Source organism: Pseudomonas oryziphila (genome assembly GCF_003940825.1).
GTDB lineage: Bacteria > Pseudomonadota > Gammaproteobacteria > Pseudomonadales > Pseudomonadaceae > Aquipseudomonas > Aquipseudomonas sichuanensis.
Genome location: NZ_CP034338.1, coordinates 3,828,982 through 3,847,214, shown reverse-complemented (window position 1 = coordinate 3,847,214; position 18,233 = coordinate 3,828,982). Strand labels below are relative to the sequence as shown.

Here is an 18,233-nt window from a genome sequence, read left to right as displayed (position 1 = left end):
GAGCGGGTTTACCCGCGAACACGGGCATAGCCCGTGCCAGGCAGCGAGGTGTCATCTTCGCGGGTAAACCCGCTCCCACAGGGGCCGTGCATTCCCCCAGGATTGCACAGTACCCGCGAAGAGGCCCTTGGCTCAGAAGCGGTAATCGACCGTGGCGAAGTACGAACGCGGCGCGCCCAGCAGCCACTGCTCGCCGCTGTAGGCCGACATCGCGTATTCACGGTCGAACAGGTTGTTCACCTGCAGCCCCAGGCGCACGTCCGGCAGCACCTGCCAGCCGATGTTGCCATCGACCACGGTGTAGCCCGGCACCTGCTGGTCGTTGGCAGTGGTGGCATAGCGCTGGTCGACGTAGCGCAGGCCGATGCCGGCATCGACGGCCTGGCCGAAACCCTTGCTCAGCCACAGGTTGGCGGTGCGCCGTGGCACATCGGTGGGGCGGTTGCCCGAGCGGTCGTAGGCGATGCCGCCGCTCACTTCGTCGAACTCGTCGTACTTCGCCCGCACCAGCGCCGCATTGGCCGACAGCTGCCACTGATTGCCCAGCGCCAGTTCCAGGCTTGCCTCCAGGCCATCGGAGGTCTGCTGGCCGGCCTGCTGCTTGGTGTGGGTGAGCGGGTCACTGACCAGCAGCTTGTCCTTGACGATGTGATAGGCCGCCAGGGTCCATTCGCCACGGCCTTCCCAGAAGCGCTGCTTGAGGCCCAACTCGGTCTGCTTGGCTTCGGTCAGGTCCAGGCGCTGCTCGGGGCGCAGGGTGATCAGGTCGCCGACGCCGTCTTCGCTGGTGGAGTACTGGCCGTACAACGACAGGTCGTCGGTGACGGCGAACACCAACCCGGCGCGCCAGTTGCCGCCCTGCATGCTGCGGTCGCCGCGGGTGTCGTCGAGCAAGTTGCTGCGGTCGATGTGGTTCTGGTCGCGGCGAATGCCGGTGACCAGGGACAGGCGCTCGGTGAGCTGGGTGCGGTTTTCGGCGAACAGGGCGAAGGTGCTGGTTCTCGACAGCGACTGCGGCTGGGTCAGGCTGGCGCTATGGAAGGCACCGGGCGTGGGCTGCCAAGGATCGAGCGGGTCTGTGCTGCCGTCGTCGTAGGGCCAGTTGCTGTCGATGTTGAAGCGGATGCGGTTGTACTCGGCACCGACCACGGTCTTGCTGGCCAGGCCGAACAGTGTGTGATCGAAGGTGAACGTCTGGCGGTCGCCGATCTGCTCCTGGTTGTGCTTGATCTCGAGGAAGCTGCCGCGCTGCACCACCCCGTTGTCGGCGTCCCAGGCGTACTGCTCGGCGTTGCGCCAGTGGCGGCGGCTCTTGATGAAGTAGAGCTGGTTGCTGGCCGAGACGCTGTCGTTGATGGCCCAGTCGGTGGTGAAGCGTGTCCACTCATCATGGTAGCGCTGCACGTCGTTGCTGACGTTGTAGTTCTTCTTGGCCAGGCTGCTGCGCAGATGGCCGTCGATCAGCGGCGTGCCGTAGTAGTTGGCCGGCTGTGCATCGCCACGCTCGTGGGCGAGGGTGAAGCTGAGGTCGTCGCTGGCATCGAAGCGCAGCGCGGCACTCAGGGCCAGGCTGCGCGAGTCGGTGCGGTCGATGTAGCCGTTGCCGGCCTGCTGGTTGAGGGTGACGCGGTAGCTCAGGCGCTCGCTCAGGCTGCCGCCGCTGTCCAGGCCCAGTTGCTGACGGTCCCAGGAGCCATAGCCCAGGCGCAGGTGGTTGCTGATCTCGCCGGCGAAGGGCTTTTTCGGGATCACGTTGACCACCGCGCCGGTGGCGCCTTCACCGTACAGCACCGAGGCCGGGCCGCGGATTACATCAATGCGCTCGACCATCCACGGGTCGACCGGGAAGGTCTGGGTGCCGGCACCGGTATACAGGCGCGCGCCGTCGAACAGGGTCATCACCGAGTTCTGCCCGCTGAAGCCACGCGCCGACAGGCCGGTGCCGCCATCGCCGGGGGTGCCGATGAAGGTGATGCCCGGCGAGCGGGTTACCGCATCCTGCACGGTGAGGTTGTTGCGCTGCTGGATCTGCGCTTCGCCGAGGCTGCTGGTGCTGGCGGGGGTGTCCAGGGCGCTGAGGTTCAGGCGTGAACCGGCCTGGGTCGGGGTGGCCAGGTCGACGGTTTGCGCATCGCGGCTGTCGGTGATGGCCGTGGAGGGCAGGGTGAGGGTGGTCTGCTGTTCGGCCTGGGCCGGCAGGGCGACGGCCAGGCAGGCCGCCAGGGAGTAACGCTTGCTGATACGGGACATGTCGTTCCACTGCTGCAGGAATGAATGGATCCCGGTGGAAAACACGCAAAAGGCGAACCGCGCACGCAGGCACGCGCACGGATACCGGCCTGCGCCCGCCCACCGCGGGTTGCCAAGTGAAGCCTCAGGCCGGTCTCCGGGCTTGCGAGGGTCGTGAAGCCTTCACCTTCCCATGCTGGCGCACAGTGGTGTGTCGAAGGGTTCGCTCGCTTACCGTTGCGGGGGCAGCGCCGGACTTGTCGCATGGAGCGACGCACCGGCTTCCCGTTTCACCCTGCGCACGGCGGCGTAGGGCACCTGAAACTGGCGCGCATCTGACCATCGCGCGGAGAGTCAGTCAAGCGTTGGAGCGAAGGGAAAGATCATGTGGGTCAAGGGGTTGTGTGCTTGGCGTGCGGGCCTCATCGCCGGCAAGCCGGCTCCCACAGTAGTCCGGCATTACCCTGTGGGAGCCGGCTTGCCGGCGATAAGGCCTGACAGGTGTCGCAGCTAATCCATGCTTTCAGCGACCGCGCCGGCGTGACACCCGTGCTTCGATGTTCTTGCGGCCGATCAGCAGGGGTGGCTTTTCCACGACCGGTTCATCGGCCAGCCACTTGTACATCACCAGGCAGTCCACCAGCCCCAGCTGGGCGTGGCGGAAGGCCCGGGGCAGGCGCCCGACCGTCTCGAAGCCAAGCTTGTGCCACAGCGCCACGGCCACCTCGTTGGTCGCCACCACCGAATTGAACTGCAGGGCGAGCAAGCCTTCCTGGCGTGCCAGCTTCTGCGAGTGTTCGCACATCAGCCGCGCCACGCCGCGGCCCCGGGCGTTCTCGCAGACCATGTAGCCGCAGTTGCCAACATGAGCGCCGGGGCCGGCGGCATTGGCCTTGAGGTAGTAGGAGCCGAGCAGCTCGCCGTCTTCTTCGGCCACCAGGGTGCGCAGCGGTGCTTCAAGCCACAGCGCCAGGGCTTGCTCGTAACTCAGGGCGGGGTCGAAGGCGTAGGTCTGGCGGGCCTGGACGATGGCCTGGAAGGTCGGCCAGAAGCGCGGGAAGTCTTCCGGGGTCATGGGGCGGATGTGGATCATGGCGGTTCCTGCGCGGGCTGGGCCGCCAAGTCTGGGTGTCGCGGCGCCGGCGCGCAAGGGCGCTGGCGCCGTGAAGGGGCTAGTTGCTGGCTTTGCCGACCGCATCCAGGGCCCGGGCCGAGTACACCAGGGCGGCGCCGGCATTCATCGCCACCGCCACGCCGAGGGCCTCGGCGATTTCTTCGCGGGTGGCGCCGTGCTTGACCGCCTGCTGCGAATGCACGGCGATGCAGCCGTCGCAGCGGGTGGTCACCGCCACGGCCAGGGAGATCAGCTCGCGGGTCTTGGCGTCCAGGTGATTGGTCTTGGCCCCGGCACCACTGGCGGTCATGTAGCCGGCCACGGTGTCGGGAGACAGTTGCTTGAGATCGCCGATGCCGGCCATCAACTGCTTACGGTAGGCGTCCCAGTCCATCATGCTCATCGTCTTCACCTTGTCAGGTTGGTCGGGGGAGCTTTCAGGCTAGTCGATGATGGGGAGAGTGTTTTCATCTGGTGAAAACATCGCGGGGCAAGCCCGCTCCCACGTGCCCCATGCAATGAGGTCTGGCGTGGGAGCGGCGGTGCGCCGATGCGACTTGCCCCGCGATGGTGTACGTACGGCGCTGCCCGGTCAGATGTAGATGAACACCAGCACCAGTGCTGCGACCACGACCCACTTTTCCAGGTAGTAGCGCATGCGGTTGCGTTTCTTCAGCGCCTTGCCGCGTTCACGGATCTTGTAGATGCGGGTGAACAGGCGGTTGATGCCGCCAGTCTTGTCATTGGCATCGTTGGGCGCGGCGGCGGCGGCCATGACGTTGCGGCTGAACCAGCGGTTGAAGGCGCTCGCCCAGCGGTACTTGAGCGGGCGTTCGACGTCGCAGAACAGGATGATGCGGTTGTGCTCGGTGGTGTTGGCGGCGTAGTGGATGTAGGTCTCGTCGAACATCACCGCTTCGCCGTCGCGCCACGAATACTTCTCGCCGTCGACATCGATGTAGCAGCCGTCGTCGTTAGGGGTGTCCAGGCCCAGGTGGTAGCGGTAAGACCCGGCGTACGGGTCGCGGTGGCGTACCAGTTTGGCGCCCGGTGGCAGGGTGGCGAACATCGCCGCCTTGACCGTGCCGATACCCTGCAGCAGCTCGGTGGTGCGCGGGCACAGGCTCATCGCCGAGGGGTGGCTCTCGCCGTACCACTTAAGGTAAAAGCGCTTCCAGCCGGTCTTGAAGAATGAGTTGAAACCGACGTCGTCGTAATTGTCGGACTTCTTGATCTCGCCGGCATGCAGCAGTTGCTGGGCCTCGGCACGGATCTCCTGCCAGTGGTCCTTGAGCGGTTGCAGTTCGGGGAACGCCTCGACCGGCAGGTAGGGCTTGGCCGGGAGCCTGGAGAACAGGTAAAGGAAACTGTTGACCGGGGCGAGGAAACTGGAGTGGTCGCCCAACTGGCGGGTCAGCTTGTGACGAACCCGACCGCGCAGGTGAACATAGGCGATCGAGAGGACGAAGATCAGTACGAGTGCAATTTTCATGGACGGTTACTTGTCTAAAAAATGGCCATGCGCCATGGCATAAGCCCGCCAGCATAAACAAACATCGTCAGGGATTGTACTTATTGTTACGTAAATTCCGGGCGACTTAGGTGTAATGGCCTACAGCTTGCGCAAACGATTCAACTGGTTTTTTCCATGCACTTTGTGTTTTGGATTGCCCCAATCTTCTGACAAGGAACGCCCTATGGTCCAGGAATCCCGCCCCAGCGGCGCACCCTTCAAGCGCCTGTTCTTCGCCCTTTCGGTCAGTGATGGACAGCGCCGCGCCATCGCCCAGTGGCGCCGTTGCCTCAATCTGCGCAGCGGCAAGCCGGTGCCGGCGGACAACTTCCATGTGACCTTGTTGTTCCTGGGGGATGTGGATGCGGCCTTGGTGCCGGCGGTGTGCGCCGCCGTCGAGCCGTTGCAGCGCCCGGATGCGCCGCTGCGGGTGGTGCTTGACCGGTTGCAGGTGTGGCCGCGGGCGAGCGCCCTGGTGCTTGAGCCCGAGCAGGCGCCAGCGGCCCTGCGCCAGTTGGTCTATGCCCTGCAGCAGGCAGTGCTGCCGCTGGGTATCGAGGCGCAGGTGCGCGAGTACCGGCCGCACCTGACGCTGTCACGGGACTTTCGCGGGCCGCTGCCGGAGGCGGCGCAAGCGCCGGAGTTCTTCCTGGCGGCGCGCAGCTTCACCTTGTACGAGTCGCGCAAGGGCCAGTACTGGCCGCTGGCCGAGTGGCCCCTGGCGGATTGAGGCGGATCAGAACTGCGGCGTGTACTTGACCGTGAACATGAAGTTGCGTGGCTCACCGTAGTTGTTGCTGCCATTGAGCTGGTTGAAACCGGCCACCCAGTATTTCTTGTCGAACAGGTTGTTGGCATTGACCGCCAGGTTCACCTCGGGCGTCAGCTGGTAGGCCAGGCGTGCGCTCCAGACCGTGTAGCCTGCCACTTCATAGTTGCGCTCGTAGCCCAGGGTGTGGCTCTGGCTGGTGAAGCCCAGCCCGGTGCTCCAGCGCTGGCCGTCCAGCGGCAGGGTGTAGTCGGCCCAGGCGCGCAGCATGTGCTTGGGGGTCCACTGGCTGAACACACGGCCCTTGTTGTCCGGGTCTTCGAGGAACTTGGTGGTGTTGTAGGTATAGCCGGCGAACAGTTGCAGGCCGCTGAGCACTTCGCCGCTGACCTCGGCTTCGACGCCCTGGCTGCGCACCTTGCCTGCAGCGGTCGAGCAGTACCAGTCATCGCAGGCAAAACCCGAGGCGACGTCGGTGACGGCGCGGTTTTCCTGGTCATAGCGGAACACGGCCAGCGAGGCATTGACGCGGCCGTCGAGCAGTTCGCCTTTCAGGCCGGTCTCGTAGTTGCTGCCCACCACCGGCTTGAGCGGCGTGTTGCCCACGGCGCGCTCGGTCTGCGGCACGAACACATCGGTGTAGCTGGCGTACCAGGCCCATTCACGGGTCAGGTCGTAAACGAAGCCGGCATAAGGCGTGACCTGCCCGGTCTCGGTCATGCGGCTGGTCGGGTGTTGGTTGCCGGGCTCGTTCGGGCCGTTGAAGTCGGTCGAATCCCAGCGATAGTCGAACCAGCTGACCCGCGCGCCGAGCACCAGGGTCAGGTCCTCCACCGGCTTGACGCGCCAGGCGCCATACAGGCCTTTCTGGCGGATGTCGTAGCTGGCGCGGTTGGCGCGGCCCATGTCGCCGGCGAGCAGGCTGTCGCGGCTAGGTTCCGGGCGGTTGTGATCGATGGCGAAGATGTTGTCGTCGGGATCGTCGACGAAGTTGCGCCAATAGGCATCGTCGGACTTCAGCTTGGCGTAGTTGCCACCCAGGGTCACCTCGTGGGCCACGGAGCCGGTATCGAAATGCCCGACCAGGTTCATGTCCAGGCCGAGCTTGGTGTTGTGGAAGTCGGTGATCCAGTCGGCATAGCTGACGCCCGTGCCATCGGGGGCCAGGCCTTGGTCGATGGTCTGCACGCGCTGGTGGGTCGAGGTATTGGTTTCGTCCATGCGCACGGCGGCGGTCTTGAACGTCCAGTCGTCGTTGAAACGGTGCTCGAGGTCGAGGTAGTAGGTGGTGACGTCGGTCTCGGCGCGGCTCCAGCGCGCACCGGTGTAGGTGGAGCGGGGCAGGTCCACCGCCTTGCCGGTCGCATAGCGGGGGATGCCGCGCAGCATCGGGCGCGACTGCTGGCGGCTGTAGCTGATGCCGCCACCCACGGTAGTGGCGTCGTTCAGGTCGATGTCCAGGGCGCCGTACAGGGAGTGGTTCTTGCTCCACTGGTAATCGATGTAACTGTCGCTCTGGTCTTCGTCCAGCACCACGCGCCCACGTACCCGGCCATCACTGGTCAACGGGCCGCCGGCGTCCAGCTGCAGGCCGTAGTGATCCCAGGAGCCGGCCTTGCCGGTCAGGGCGACGGTCGGGGTGGCCTGGCCGCGCTTGCGCACCAGGTTGATCGCGCCACCTGGGCTGCCGGTACCTTGCAGCAGGCCGGAGGCGCCCCGCAGGATTTCCACGCGGTCGAAGAACACCAGGTCCTGGGTTGCCCAGTTGCCCAGCGAGTAGTTATTGCGCTGGATCGGCACCCCGTCGTACTGCCAGTCGTCGATCTGGAAGCCGCGCGAGGTGATGACCACGCCCGGGCCGATACCTTGGGCACCGACCAGGCCGGTGGTGTGGTTGACGGCGTCCTGCAGGTCGGTGATGCCCTGGTCGTCCAGCTGCTTGCGGGTGATGACGGTGACCGACTGCGGGATCTCCTTGAGCGTGTGCACGCCCTTGCCGAGGGTGACGGCGCGCGCTGCGTAGCTGCCGCTGCCTTCACTGGTGGCGTCCAGGTAGTTGTCGCTGATGCTGGTGCTGCCCAGTTCCAGCGCATTGCCCTCCAGGCTGGCCGGCGCCACGCTGAAGTGGCCGCTGGCGGTCACCCGCAGTTGCAGACCGCTACCGGCCAGGGCGGCCTGCATGGCTTGTTCGGCACTCATTTCACCGACCACGGCCGGGGCCTGCTTGCCGCGCACAAGGCCGGGTTCCAGGGCGATGATGTGCCCGCTCTGGCTGGCAATGCGGTTGAGCGTGGTGGCCAGGTCTGCCGCCGGCAGGTTGAACGACTGAGTCTGCGCCTGGGCAAAGCCGCTGAGGCTGCTCAGGGCGATGACGAGGGGCAGGGCGCGGGGCCATAGGTTGTGCACGGTGTTCTCCCGAGTTTGAAGTTGGCTGTCAGGAGTTAGGTGCAACGAGAAATGAAAACCGGACACCTTTGCGAATGATTTTCAAAAATATTTTCAACCCGCAGCCGCCGGCCTGATCAGGGTCAGCCACGGGCCGTAGTGTTCGATGCGGATCGGCAGGGTTTCGCCCAGGGCCTGCAGGGCCTCCCGGGGCTGATCCAGCGGGAACACGCCTTGTACGCGCAGGCTGCGCACTTCGGGAGCCAGGCGGATGAAACCGGGCTGGTAGTCGCGCAGGGCATCGATCACCTGATGCAGCGGCTCGTCGAGCACCTCCAGGCGGCCTTCAAGCCAGGCTGCGCGCTGGCGTTGTTCCTGCGCGAGCAGTTCGATACCGCTGCTGCGCAGCAATGCGGCCTGGCCTTCCTGCAGGTCGAGCTGGCGGCCGTCGGCGAGGCTGGCGCGCACGCTGTGCTGCAGCACCACCACACGGGTCGAGCTTGCCTCCTGGCTGACCAGGAAGCGCGTGCCCAGGGCCTGCACCTGGCCTTGCGCGGTGCGTACCCGCAGCGGGCGTTGCGGGTCGGCCGCGACCTGGATCAATAGCTCGCCGCGGCGTAATACCACTAAGCGTTGGCCGGCATCGAACAGCACGTCGACCGCACTGTGGCTGTTGAGGCTCAGGCGGCTGCCATCGTCGAGGGTGAAGCTGCGGCGCTGGCCACTGACGGTATGCAGGTCGGCCCGCCAGCCCAGGGCCGCGTCACTGCGCCAGCCGGCCCATAGCCCACCGCCCAGCAGGCCGAGCCCGGCCATGGTGCGCAGCACGTCGCGGCGGCTGCGGGTGGGTTGCAACAGGAGGCGGCGGGTCGCTTCGATCTGGCCGGGGGCGCGTGCATCGAGGCCGCGCAGTACCGCGCAGGGGCGGCCAAGGCGCTGTTGCAGCAAGTCCCACGCTTGTTGGTGCCGAGGGTCCTGGCCCAGCCAGTGCTGCAGGCGCGCGGGCAGGCTGGCGTCATGGCCGCCAGCGTTGAGTTCCACCATCCAGTCGATGGCTTGTTCGCTGATGCTGTCGAGCACTTGGCGGCTCATGGCTGCAGCTCGCACAGGTAGCATTGGCGCAGCGCCTGCTTCATGTAGCGGCTGACGGTGCGCTCGGACAGGTTCAGCTTGGCGGCAATGTCGACGTAGCTCAGGCCATCGAGCTGGCTATAGAGGAAGGCCGCCTTGACGATATCCGGCAGGCCATCGAGCACCTGGTCAATGGTGACCAGCGCCTCGAGCAGCAGCAGTTGTTCCTCGGCCGAAGGGGCCACTGGCTCCGGCAACAGGGCCAGGCGGTCCAGGTAGGCCTGTTCGAGTTGGCGGCGACGGTGACGGTCGAAGATCAGCCGGCGGGCGATGGTCGACAGGTAGGCGCGGGGCTGCTGGATGCTGTCTGGGTCGACCCGCGCGCCGAGCATCTGGCAGAACGCTTCGGCGGCAGTGTCCTCGGCGTCGGCACGGTTGCGCAGGCGCTTGTTGATGTGTTGCAGCAGCCAGCGATGGTGGTCGCTGAAGAAGAAGCCCAGCTTGCGGGTTGAAGTGCTGTCCAACGACCGGTTTCCAGAGTGTTAGTGAAAATCGTTCTCAATAGTAGCCGGGTCGCTCGGGTTGCTGCAATGGGGCGGTGGGCTGCCGCCCCCAGGCAGTGCGGCTCAGGCGAGGGCGAAATGGCCTTCGAACAGCCGCTCGCCCAGTTGCCGTGCGCGTTCGAGGTTGGCGCAGTTGTCCTGGATTTCGCTGTCGGTGAGCAGCGTGGTGCTGAGCACCTCGGCGCCGCAGTAGTCGAAGATGCCGTGTTCGATCTGCGTTGCCATGGCCTGGTTGTAGCCGTGGCGCTCGAAGGTGCCAGCGTCGGCCCCGGCCACGCCGACCAGGTGCACGGTCAGGCCATCGAGCTTTTTGATCAGCTTGCCGTCGGCGTGGTAGTCGAATGCCCAGCCATTGCTGAACACCCGCTCCACCCAGCCCTTGAGCAAGGCTGGCAGCGACCACCAGTAGATGGGGTAGACCAGCACCAGGGTGTCGGCCCGTGCGATGCGCGCCTGCTCGGCCAGCACGTCTGACGGGGCCGCAGCCTGGCGCCGGTGCACGGCGTGGTCGGCAAAGCCGAAGCGCGGATCGAACTGCTCGGCCCCCAGGTCGGCGAACTCGCTGGTATGGCCGACGGCGTGCAAACCGGCAGCGATCTGCCCGGCGAGCGTGTGGGTGAGGGATGCTGGGTCGTGGTGACCAATGACGATCAGGGCATGCATGGCGAAGACTCCATCAAGGTGTGCAGGAAAACCGTGAGCGCTATATACTCGCGGTAAGTTACTTTTGGTAAGTTACTTTTGGTAGGTAAGCGATGTCAAGCGATGACAAGACCCCCTCGCGCAAGCGCCTTTCACGTGAGCAGCGCCGCCGTCAGTTGCTCGATGTGGCCTGGCAGCTGGTGCGCGAAGAGGGTACCGAAGGTTTGAGTCTGGGTCGGCTGGCCGAACAGGCCGGGGTCACCAAGCCTGTGGTGTATGACCACTTCGAGACCCGCACCGGGCTGCTGGTGGCTTTGTATCAGGAGTACGACGCCCGCCAGACCGCCATGCTCGACAGCGCCCTGGCCGGCGGCCCGGCCGACCTGGCAGGGCGGGCGCAGGTGATCGCCGACGCCTATGTCAATTGCGTGATGAGCCAGGGGCGGGAGATTCCCGGGGTCAGCGCGGCGCTGGCGGGCTCACCGGAAATGGAGGCCCTCAAACGCGTCTATGAGGGGCCGTTTCTCGACAAGTGCCGGCAGGCGCTGGCGCCGTTTGCCGCAAGTGGCGACATCGATACCGCTGGTTTGCGGGCCTTGGTCGGGGCTGCCGAGGCACTGTCGCAGGCCGCCGCCTGCGGGGAGCTTGCGCCTGAAGCCGCCCGCCAGGAATTGCAGGCGACCATTGTCGCGATGGTCAGCCGGCGATGAGCCGGCGGTGGCGGGATAACCCCCGGACTCAAGCATTGGTCATGCTAGAATCCGCCCCTTCGAATCTGGAGGTACACGCGTGCGCAAACTGGCTGTGGTAATGGCGGTGTTGGCCCTGGCGGGCTGTAACAACGAGGTCGAAGGGGTACACAACCAGGTGGCTGAGCACCTGAAAAACCCCAAGACGGCCAAGTTCGCCAATGTGCGCTTCGACACCCAGGGCTCCATCTGCGGCCAAGTGCGTGGCAAGGACGATGCCGGGCAGTACGAGGCGTATCGCAGCTACGTGGCGATCAAGCGCGACGGCCAGTACCAGATCATCATCGATGAAACCGGCAACGACCTGCGCATCCGCGAAGTCTGCGGTGGCGCCGAGCTGCAGCGCCGCGCCGAGGCCCTGGCTGACCAGCCGGCGCCGGAAGGCTGGGATGTGGAAGTGATCCAAGGGCCGAACATGGGCGCCCTGACCGACATGACCGCGCGCCTGATCGAGAAGGGCATCCCGTCCTGGGTCGAATACCGCGAGGGCAAGCCGGTGGTGTTGATCGGGCCGTACCCGAGCAAGGCCGAGGCCGATGCGCGCAAGGCAGAGGTAATGGCCAAGCTTGGGACCGACTCGGTGGTCATCCAGCACGGTGTCGAGCGCTGACAGGAGCGTCAAGAAGCTGTCATGTTGCGTGTGGCTTACCCTTGGCAGGGCCTTGATGTCGAAGGACATTTTTACCGGCTATGCTGAGGGGGCGAACGCTGAGCAGGAGAGCCACATGGCAACGCTGGAACGTGCCATCGCGCTGGCCATAAAGGCCCATGAAGGGCAGTACGACAAGGGTGGGGCGGCCTATATCCTCCATCCGCTGCGGGTGATGGCGCGGGTGACCACGCCCGAGCAGCGGATCGTCGCGGTGCTGCACGATGTGCTGGAAGACACCCCGTTCACCCTCTCCGACCTTGCCCGCGAAGGCTTCCCGCTGAAGATACTCGCTGCGCTGCTGGCCCTGAGTCGGCGCGAAGGCGAAAGCTACGAAGCCTTCGTCATCCGCCTGGGCGTCGACCCGTTGGCCCGCGAAGTGAAGCTGGCCGACCTGGCCGACAACAGCGACCTGTCGCGCATCGCCTGCCCGGGCCCGGCGGATCTCGCCCGTCTGATCCGCTATCAGCAGGCCAGCGCCTACCTGCAAACACTGGGCTGAGCGCCGTCAGCCACAGGCCTTGAGGTTGACCGGCCCGACGAATGCGTTGCCATGGCCCATCACGCACGCAACCCGCTGGTTGCGCTGCTGTTCCCACGCCTGCGGCGGGTAGGTCTTGTTCCACGCCTCGAACAGCTGGCGATCCTGTTTCGACAGGCGCAGGTCGTACTGCTGGCTCATGTAGAAGTAAGTGCGCGCGATCATCCCGCGGATCGACGGGCGCGGCATGACTTTTTTCGCCTTGAAGTCGACCTGGGTCAGGCAGCTGCCGTACTGGCCATGCTGCACTGGCAGCCAGCCGAAGCTGTAGTTGCTGCGGTCGCCGTTCACTTCACCAATGCTGGGTACCAGGTTGTGCAGGTCGGCTTCGGCGCGCTGGTAGGCCACATCATTGCGCGCGCAGTTCTTGCGCCCGCCGCTCTGCCAGCACTGGCGCTGGTGGCCGATCTGCCAGGCCGGAACGATATGCTCCCATTCGATGCGCGCGGCGCGTTGGGCGTTCTTGCGCGGCGCGTAGCCACAGGACGCCAGGTCGACCTTGTTGCCGTTGTATTTGCAGCCGCAGTAGAACTCGGTGGATTGCGGCGCATACAGGCGCCAGGCGACCTGTTTGGCTTCCTGGAAGGTGCGCGGGGCGTCGGCGTGGGCAAGCGGGGTGGTCAGTAGCAGGCAGGTGGCCGTGTAAAGCAGAACTCTCATGGGCGGTCAGTCTTCCTGCGGTACGGTCCAGAAGATCTGCACGCCGCCGTCATCGCGGTGGGCGAGGGTGACGTTGTCGTTCTCGGCGATTTCTGCGAGCAGGGTGTCCCAGTCTTCGGGCGTTTCCTGTTCGAGGCGGAAGATCAAGGCGGCGCGGCTGCGCTGGGCGATTGGGCTGTTGATGATCTTCTGGATGCGCTGACCCAGTTGTTCATAACTGCTTGGCGTTGCTGCGGAGGTGCTGGCCACGGGCTGTTCCTTGTTTTGCTGTATGTGCATACAGTATTTCACTGTAGGCCATTTCGCAATAACAGGCAGGAAGAAAGCCGTGATCGAGGGGGTTGGGGCCGCAAGGCGGCCCCAGGCGTTACTCAGGCGGTTCAGCGCGAATCACGCACCATGTCGACGTGCGGGATACCGGCCTCGAGGAACTCCTCGCTGACCACGCGAAATCCCAGGCGCTCGTAGAAGGGGGTGGCGTGCACCTGGGCGCTGAGCATCTGCTGCTTGAGGTCGCGGTTCTGCGCCTCGCTGATGACCGCATGCATCAGCGCATCGCCCACGTGTAGGCCGCGCCAGTCCTTGAGCACCGACACCCGGCCAATGGTGCCGTCGGGCAATAGGCGCGCGGTGCCGATCGGGTATTCGCCTTCCATGGCCAGGAAATGCACGGCCGTAGGGTCTTCGGCGTCGAACTCGAGCTCTGGCGGCACGTGCTGTTCAGCGATGAACACGGCGCTGCGGATGCGGTGGATGTCGGCGTTGTCTTTGTGCCAGTCGGCCAGGCGAACGCTGATCTTATTCATCGGCGAACCCCAGGCTGCCTTGCATGACCAGTTGCTGAATCAGCATCAGGCCGTCTTCGTCCTGCAGCCACTGGCCAAGGTTGTCGATGTGCAGGGCATCGGCGGCGCACACCAGCTTGAGCAGTTCGCGCAGTTTGGCCGGCAGTGGGCAACTACGGCCGCTGGCGAACAGCATCAGGTCGTCGTTGAGCTCGGACCAGGCCATGCGCGCGCTTGGGTTGCGGATCAGCACGGCGCCCTGTTCGAGGTAGTTGACCAGGTCCTGCTCGCTCAGTTCTTCACCGGCAACCTGCTCAGGGTAGCGCGGCTCGGTCATGAACTGGCCGAACCAGGTCAGCAGCAGGTCCTTGTCGGACATGTGCTTGTCGATCAGGGCCTTGAGGCGGTCGAGGGCGTCGTGCTGGATCTCGTGCGGGTCGCTGACCGGTTGGGCGTCGGCGTCGCTGTAGCGCTCTTCTTCGGGCAGGAACTGGCCGAGGAAGTCGGTGAAGTGGGTCAGCACTTCGGCGGCGCTCGGCGCGCGGAAGCCTACCGAGTAGGTCAGGCATTCGTCTTCGGCTACGCCGTAGTGGGCCAGGCGCGGTGGCAGGTAGAGCATGTCGCCTGGCTCCAGGGTCCACTCGTCGCTCTGTTCGAAGTCAGCGAGGATGCGCAGGTCGGCGTGGTCGATCAGCGGGCTGTCGCTGTTGCACATCTGGCCGACTTTCCAGTTGCGCTTGCCGTCGCCTTGCAGCAGGAACACGTCGTAGTTGTCGAAGTGCGGGCCGACGCTGCCACCGGGGGCGGCGTAGCTGATCATCACGTCATCGATACGCCAGCTGGGCAGGAAGCGGAAGTTTTCCAGCAGCTCGGCCACTTCCGGCACGAACTGGTCCACGGCCTGGACCAGCAGGGTCCAGTCGCGCTCGGGCAGGTCGCTGAAGGAGTCTTCGGCGAACGGGCCGCGGCGCAGCTCCCACGGGCGCTCGCCGTGCTCGAGCACCAGGCGCGACTCGACTTCTTCTTCCAGGGCCAGGCCGGCCAGTTCGTCGGCGTCGATCGGGCTGATGAAGTCTGGGAAGGCCTGACGCACCAGCAGGGGCTTCTTCTGCCAGTAGTCGCGCAGGAATTCACGGGCCGTAAGGCCGCCCAGCAGTTGCAGTGGAGTATCAGAATTCATGTTCAACCTATTGATAAAACGTAATTTTTGTACGGGAATAAAAACGCCCGGCCAGGCCGGGCGTTGAACGCGACGGTCAGCTTAGACGCGTTTGGCCTGGGCCACGGCGTTACCGATGTAGGTCGCAGGCGTGAGCAGCTTGAGCTCGGCCTTGGCGTCGGCCGGCATGTCCAGGCCGTCGATGAAGGTCAGCAGCGCTTCAGGAGTGATGCCCTTGCCACGGGTCAGCTCTTTGAGCTTCTCGTAGGGGTTCTCGATGTTGAAGCGGCGCATCACGGTCTGGATCGGCTCGGCGAGGACTTCCCAGCAGGCGTCCAGGTCGGCGGCGATGCGGGCTTCGTTGACTTCCAGCTTGCCGATGCCCTTGAGGCTGGCTTCGTAGGCGATGACGCTGTGGGCGAAGCCCACGCCCAGGTTGCGCAGCACGGTGGAGTCGGTCAGGTCACGCTGCCAGCGCGAGATCGGCAGCTTGCTGGCCAGGTGCTGGAACAGTGCGTTGGCGATACCCAGGTTGCCTTCGGAGTTTTCGAAGTCGATCGGGTTGACCTTGTGCGGCATGGTCGAGGAGCCGATTTCGCCGGCGACGGTCTTCTGCTTGAAGTAGCCCAGCGAGATGTAGCCCCAGACGTCGCGGTCGAAGTCGATGAGGATGGTGTTGAAACGGGCGATGGCGTCGAACAGCTCGGCGATGTAGTCATGCGGTTCGATCTGGGTGGTGTAGGGGTTGAACACCAGGCCCAGCTCGTCTTCGATGAAGGCGCGGGCGTTCTGCTCCCAGTCGATCTGCGAGTAGGCCGACAGGTGGGCGTTGTAGTTGCCCACGGCGCCGTTGATCTTGCCCAGCAGCGGCACGGCGGCTACCTGGGCGATCTGGCGCTCCAGGCGGTAGACGACGTTGGCCAGCTCTTTGCCCAGGGTGGTCGGCGAAGCCGGCTGGCCGTGGGTGCGCGACAGCATCGGCACGGCAGCGTGGGTGTGGGCCAGGGTGCGGATCGCTTCGGCGATCTGACGCATCAGTGGCAGCAGCACTTCATCACGGCCAGCGCGCAGCATCAGGGCGTGGGACAGGTTGTTGATGTCCTCGCTGGTGCAGGCGAAGTGGATGAACTCGCTGACCTTGGCCAGCTCAGGCAGTTGAGCGGCCTGCTCCTTGAGCAGGTACTCGATGGCCTTGACGTCGTGGTTGGTGGTGCGCTCGATTTCCTTGACGCGTTCGGCGTGCTCGAGCTTGAAATCAGTGGCCAGGCTGTCCAGCACGGCGTTGGCTTCGGCGGAGAACGCCGGCACTTCGCCGATTTGCGGATGGGCGGCCAGGCGCTGGAGCCAGCGCACTTCGACCAGGGCGCGGAAACGGATCAGGCCGAATTCGCTGAAGATGGGGCGCAAGGCCTGGGTTTTGCCGGCGTAACGGCCGTCTACAGGGGAAACCGCAGTGAGCGAAGAGAGCTGCATGGGGTGTTCTCGGACAGTCAGGCTTTTGGGGGGCGCATATCATACATGAAAAAAGCAGTGGCGAGTTGCAAGCTACAAGCGGCAAGTAGAAGCAGTACGCTGTATCGCCTTTACTTGCCGCTTGAAGCTTAGAGCTTGCAGCTTATCCCTGCATCATGCCGTACAGCTCGTTGAGCAATTTGCGTCGGCTGAACACCAACTGCCAGCGGTGCCCGCCCAGCTGGCGCCACAGGCGCGCGGCGCGGATGCCGGCCAGCAGCAGGGCGCGAATCTTCGAGGCGTTGTTGGCTTGCTGCAGGAAGCGCATGTCGCCGTGCACCTGGATGCGCTGGCGCAGGGTGCTCAGGGTGTCCTGGTACAAGGCTCCGCTGGAAGCGATGACGTTATCGTGAACCAGGCCGAAATGCTCGGCCTGGGACTGGATCTGCGGCAGGCGGTTGCCGATGGTGTCGAGCAGGTCGCCACGCTTGGCCAGTTGGCGTTCCAGGCCGAGCATCGACAGCGCATAGCGCAGCGGTTCGCGCTGCAGGCTGCTGGGGTCGCGCTCCAGGGCGCCGACCAGCGCGCGGTAGCCGTCGCGCAGGTTGAGGTCGTCGCCGCCAAACACTTCCAGGGTGTCCTTGGGGTCGCGCACCAGCAGGCTGCCGAGCATGCAGCCCAGCGTGGCTTCGCTGGCCTGGCCGGTGCGGGCGATGCGGTCCACCAGCACGGCGGCCTGGAACACGCCGCCCAGGGCGATCAATTGCTCCTGCAGGTTGCTCATGCGCGCGGGCTCCACGGCTCGGCGATTTCGATCACGCCGCCGCCCAGGCACACTTCACCGTCGTAGAACACCACCGACTGGCCGGGGGTGACGGCGCGTTGCGGCTCGTCGAACACGGCGCGGTAGCCGTTTTCGCTCTGCTCGAGGGTGCAGTGCTGGTCACCCTGGCGGTAGCGCACCTTGGCGGTGAGGCGGCGCGGGCTGCTCAGGTCGATGGGGTTGACCCAGAAGATTTCCGAGGCCAGCAGGGCACGGGAGAACAGCCACGGGTGCTCGTTACCCTGGCCGACCACCAGTACGTTGCGGGTCAGGTCCTTGTGCAGCACGTACCATGGCTCGTCGCCGGCATCCTTGAGGCCGCCGATGCCCAGGCCCTGGCGCTGGCCGATGGTGTGGTACATCAGGCCGTGATGGCGGCCGATCACTTCACCGTCGGTGGTCTGGATTTCGCCGGGCTGGGCCGGCAGGTACTGCTTGAGGAAGTCGCTGAAGCGGCGCTCGCCGATAAAGCAGATGCCGGTGGAGTCCTTCTTCTTGGCCGTGGCCAGGCCGTGTTTCTCGGCAATGGCGCGCACTTCGGGTTTTTCCAGTTCGCCGACCGGGAACAGCGTGCGGGCGATTTCCTTGCCGCCGACGGCGTGCAGGAAGTAGCTCTGGTCCTTGTTCGGGTCCAGGCCCTTGAGCAGTTCGGTGATCGTGCCGGTGTCGCGGCGGCGCACGTAGTGGCCGGTGGCGATCAGGTCGGCGCCCAGCGACAGGGCGTAGTCGAGGAACGCCTTGAACTTGATTTCGCGGTTGCAGAGGATGTCCGGGTTGGGCGTGCGGCCGGCCTTGTATTCTTCGAGGAAGTGCTCGAACACGTGGTCCCAGTACTCGGCGGCGAAGTTGGCGGTGTGCAGCTTGATGCCGATGCGGTCGCACACGGCCTGGGCGTCGGCCAGGTCTTCGCGGGCGGTGCAGTATTCGGTGCCGTCGTCCTCTTCCCAGTTCTTCATGAACAGACCTTCCACCTGGTAGCCCTGCTCGATGAGCAGGAGGGCGGAAACGGAAGAGTCCACGCCGCCGGACATGCCGACGATGACGCGGGTCTTGGCGGGGTCTTTGAGTGCTGGGCTGGTCATGGCTACCGGTGTGTATCAGGGGGAAAAGCGCGGATTCTATCAAACCC

19 protein-coding genes and 1 riboswitch are annotated in these 18,233 nt (G+C 65.1%); of the genes, 4 read left to right on the top strand and 15 right to left on the bottom strand.

From position 1 onward, the window contains the following. Nucleotides 1-132: 132 nt before the first annotated feature. The 4 genes from EJA05_RS18075 to lpxO all read right to left on the bottom strand — a co-directional run bounded on the left by EJA05_RS18075 (nt 133) and on the right by lpxO (nt 4,835). Nucleotides 133-2,250 carry a TonB-dependent receptor gene (locus tag EJA05_RS18075; RefSeq protein WP_125859291.1) on the bottom strand — a complete coding sequence of 706 codons (2,118 nt, stop codon included), beginning with the start codon at nt 2,248-2,250 and terminating at the stop codon, nt 133-135. A 110-nt stretch (nt 2,251-2,360) separates the two neighbouring features. Further along, nucleotides 2,361-2,566, bottom strand: a riboswitch (cobalamin riboswitch). Between the two features lie 186 nt (nt 2,567-2,752). Further along, on the bottom strand, nt 2,753-3,322 hold the full coding sequence (locus EJA05_RS18070; RefSeq protein ID WP_125464676.1) for a GNAT family N-acetyltransferase: 570 nt from the start codon (nt 3,320-3,322) through the stop codon (nt 2,753-2,755). A 79-nt stretch (nt 3,323-3,401) separates the two neighbouring features. Continuing rightward, entirely contained in the window at nt 3,402-3,746 is a 345-nt protein-coding gene (locus EJA05_RS18065; RefSeq protein ID WP_125859290.1) for a carboxymuconolactone decarboxylase family protein, read from the bottom strand. Nucleotides 3,747-3,935: 189 nt separating this feature from the next. Then, the gene (gene lpxO, locus EJA05_RS18060) at nt 3,936-4,835 is read right to left on the bottom strand and encodes a lipid A hydroxylase LpxO (RefSeq protein ID WP_125859289.1); all 900 of its coding nucleotides are present in this window, start codon (nt 4,833-4,835) and stop codon (nt 3,936-3,938) included. Between the two features lie 205 nt (nt 4,836-5,040). On the opposite strand from lpxO, the gene thpR reads away from it, so the two are divergent. Next, nucleotides 5,041-5,586 carry an RNA 2',3'-cyclic phosphodiesterase gene (thpR, locus tag EJA05_RS18055; protein WP_125859288.1) on the top strand — a complete coding sequence of 182 codons (546 nt, stop codon included), beginning with the start codon at nt 5,041-5,043 and terminating at the stop codon, nt 5,584-5,586. Nucleotides 5,587-5,592: 6 nt separating this feature from the next. Here the strand turns inward: thpR and EJA05_RS18050 are convergent, their stop codons facing one another. The 4 genes from EJA05_RS18050 to EJA05_RS18035 all read right to left on the bottom strand — a co-directional run bounded on the left by EJA05_RS18050 (nt 5,593) and on the right by EJA05_RS18035 (nt 10,307). Then, nucleotides 5,593-8,031 carry a TonB-dependent siderophore receptor gene (locus EJA05_RS18050; RefSeq protein WP_125859287.1) on the bottom strand — a complete coding sequence of 813 codons (2,439 nt, stop codon included), beginning with the start codon at nt 8,029-8,031 and terminating at the stop codon, nt 5,593-5,595. A gap of 93 nt (nt 8,032-8,124) precedes the next feature. Next, on the bottom strand, nt 8,125-9,102 hold the full coding sequence (locus EJA05_RS18045; protein WP_125859286.1) for a FecR family protein: 978 nt from the start codon (nt 9,100-9,102) through the stop codon (nt 8,125-8,127). Continuing rightward, nucleotides 9,099-9,605, bottom strand: a complete 507-nt coding sequence (locus EJA05_RS18040; protein WP_110993183.1) for a sigma-70 family RNA polymerase sigma factor — start codon at nt 9,603-9,605, stop codon at nt 9,099-9,101. The genes EJA05_RS18045 and EJA05_RS18040 overlap by 4 nt, the downstream gene beginning before the upstream one ends. Before the next feature lie 102 nt (nt 9,606-9,707). After that, nucleotides 9,708-10,307 carry an NAD(P)H-dependent oxidoreductase gene (locus EJA05_RS18035; protein ID WP_125859285.1) on the bottom strand — a complete coding sequence of 200 codons (600 nt, stop codon included), beginning with the start codon at nt 10,305-10,307 and terminating at the stop codon, nt 9,708-9,710. Nucleotides 10,308-10,399: 92 nt separating this feature from the next. Here EJA05_RS18035 and EJA05_RS18030 point away from each other — a divergent pair, with 92 nt between their 5' ends. The 3 genes from EJA05_RS18030 to EJA05_RS18020 all read left to right on the top strand — a co-directional run bounded on the left by EJA05_RS18030 (nt 10,400) and on the right by EJA05_RS18020 (nt 12,186). Beyond that, nucleotides 10,400-10,996, top strand: a complete 597-nt coding sequence (locus tag EJA05_RS18030) for a TetR/AcrR family transcriptional regulator (protein ID WP_125859284.1) — start codon at nt 10,400-10,402, stop codon at nt 10,994-10,996. Between the two features lie 79 nt (nt 10,997-11,075). Further along, entirely contained in the window at nt 11,076-11,645 is a 570-nt protein-coding gene (locus EJA05_RS18025; RefSeq protein ID WP_125464669.1) for an SPOR domain-containing protein, read from the top strand. Between the two features lie 115 nt (nt 11,646-11,760). Next, nucleotides 11,761-12,186 carry a GTP pyrophosphokinase gene (locus EJA05_RS18020; protein WP_125859283.1) on the top strand — a complete coding sequence of 142 codons (426 nt, stop codon included), beginning with the start codon at nt 11,761-11,763 and terminating at the stop codon, nt 12,184-12,186. A gap of 6 nt (nt 12,187-12,192) precedes the next feature. Here EJA05_RS18020 and EJA05_RS18015 read toward each other — a convergent pair whose 3' ends face one another. From EJA05_RS18015 to mnmA, 7 genes are all read right to left on the bottom strand, one after another. Continuing rightward, on the bottom strand, nt 12,193-12,885 hold the full coding sequence (locus tag EJA05_RS18015; RefSeq protein WP_125859282.1) for an endonuclease: 693 nt from the start codon (nt 12,883-12,885) through the stop codon (nt 12,193-12,195). A 6-nt stretch (nt 12,886-12,891) separates the two neighbouring features. Next, nucleotides 12,892-13,134: a DUF1654 domain-containing protein gene (locus tag EJA05_RS18010; RefSeq protein ID WP_125464666.1), complete on the bottom strand. Its 243-nt coding sequence runs from the start codon at nt 13,132-13,134 to the stop codon at nt 12,892-12,894. A gap of 131 nt (nt 13,135-13,265) precedes the next feature. Next, nucleotides 13,266-13,691, bottom strand: a complete 426-nt coding sequence (locus EJA05_RS18005) for a GNAT family N-acetyltransferase (RefSeq protein WP_125464665.1) — start codon at nt 13,689-13,691, stop codon at nt 13,266-13,268. Next, the gene (locus EJA05_RS18000; RefSeq protein ID WP_125859281.1) at nt 13,684-14,850 is read right to left on the bottom strand and encodes a ribosomal protein uL16 3-hydroxylase; all 1,167 of its coding nucleotides are present in this window, start codon (nt 14,848-14,850) and stop codon (nt 13,684-13,686) included. Before EJA05_RS18000 ends, EJA05_RS18005 begins: the two co-directional genes overlap by 8 nt. Before the next feature lie 81 nt (nt 14,851-14,931). Next, nucleotides 14,932-16,302 (bottom strand): adenylosuccinate lyase, encoded by a 1,371-nt coding sequence (purB, locus tag EJA05_RS17995; RefSeq protein WP_125859280.1) that lies wholly within the window; start codon nt 16,300-16,302, stop codon nt 14,932-14,934. Nucleotides 16,303-16,444: 142 nt separating this feature from the next. Then, nucleotides 16,445-17,065: a high frequency lysogenization protein HflD gene (gene hflD / locus EJA05_RS17990; protein WP_125859279.1), complete on the bottom strand. Its 621-nt coding sequence runs from the start codon at nt 17,063-17,065 to the stop codon at nt 16,445-16,447. Further along, the gene (gene mnmA / locus EJA05_RS17985; protein ID WP_125859278.1) at nt 17,062-18,186 is read right to left on the bottom strand and encodes a tRNA 2-thiouridine(34) synthase MnmA; all 1,125 of its coding nucleotides are present in this window, start codon (nt 18,184-18,186) and stop codon (nt 17,062-17,064) included. The genes hflD and mnmA overlap by 4 nt, the downstream gene beginning before the upstream one ends. Between the last annotated feature and the right edge of the window lie 47 nt (nt 18,187-18,233).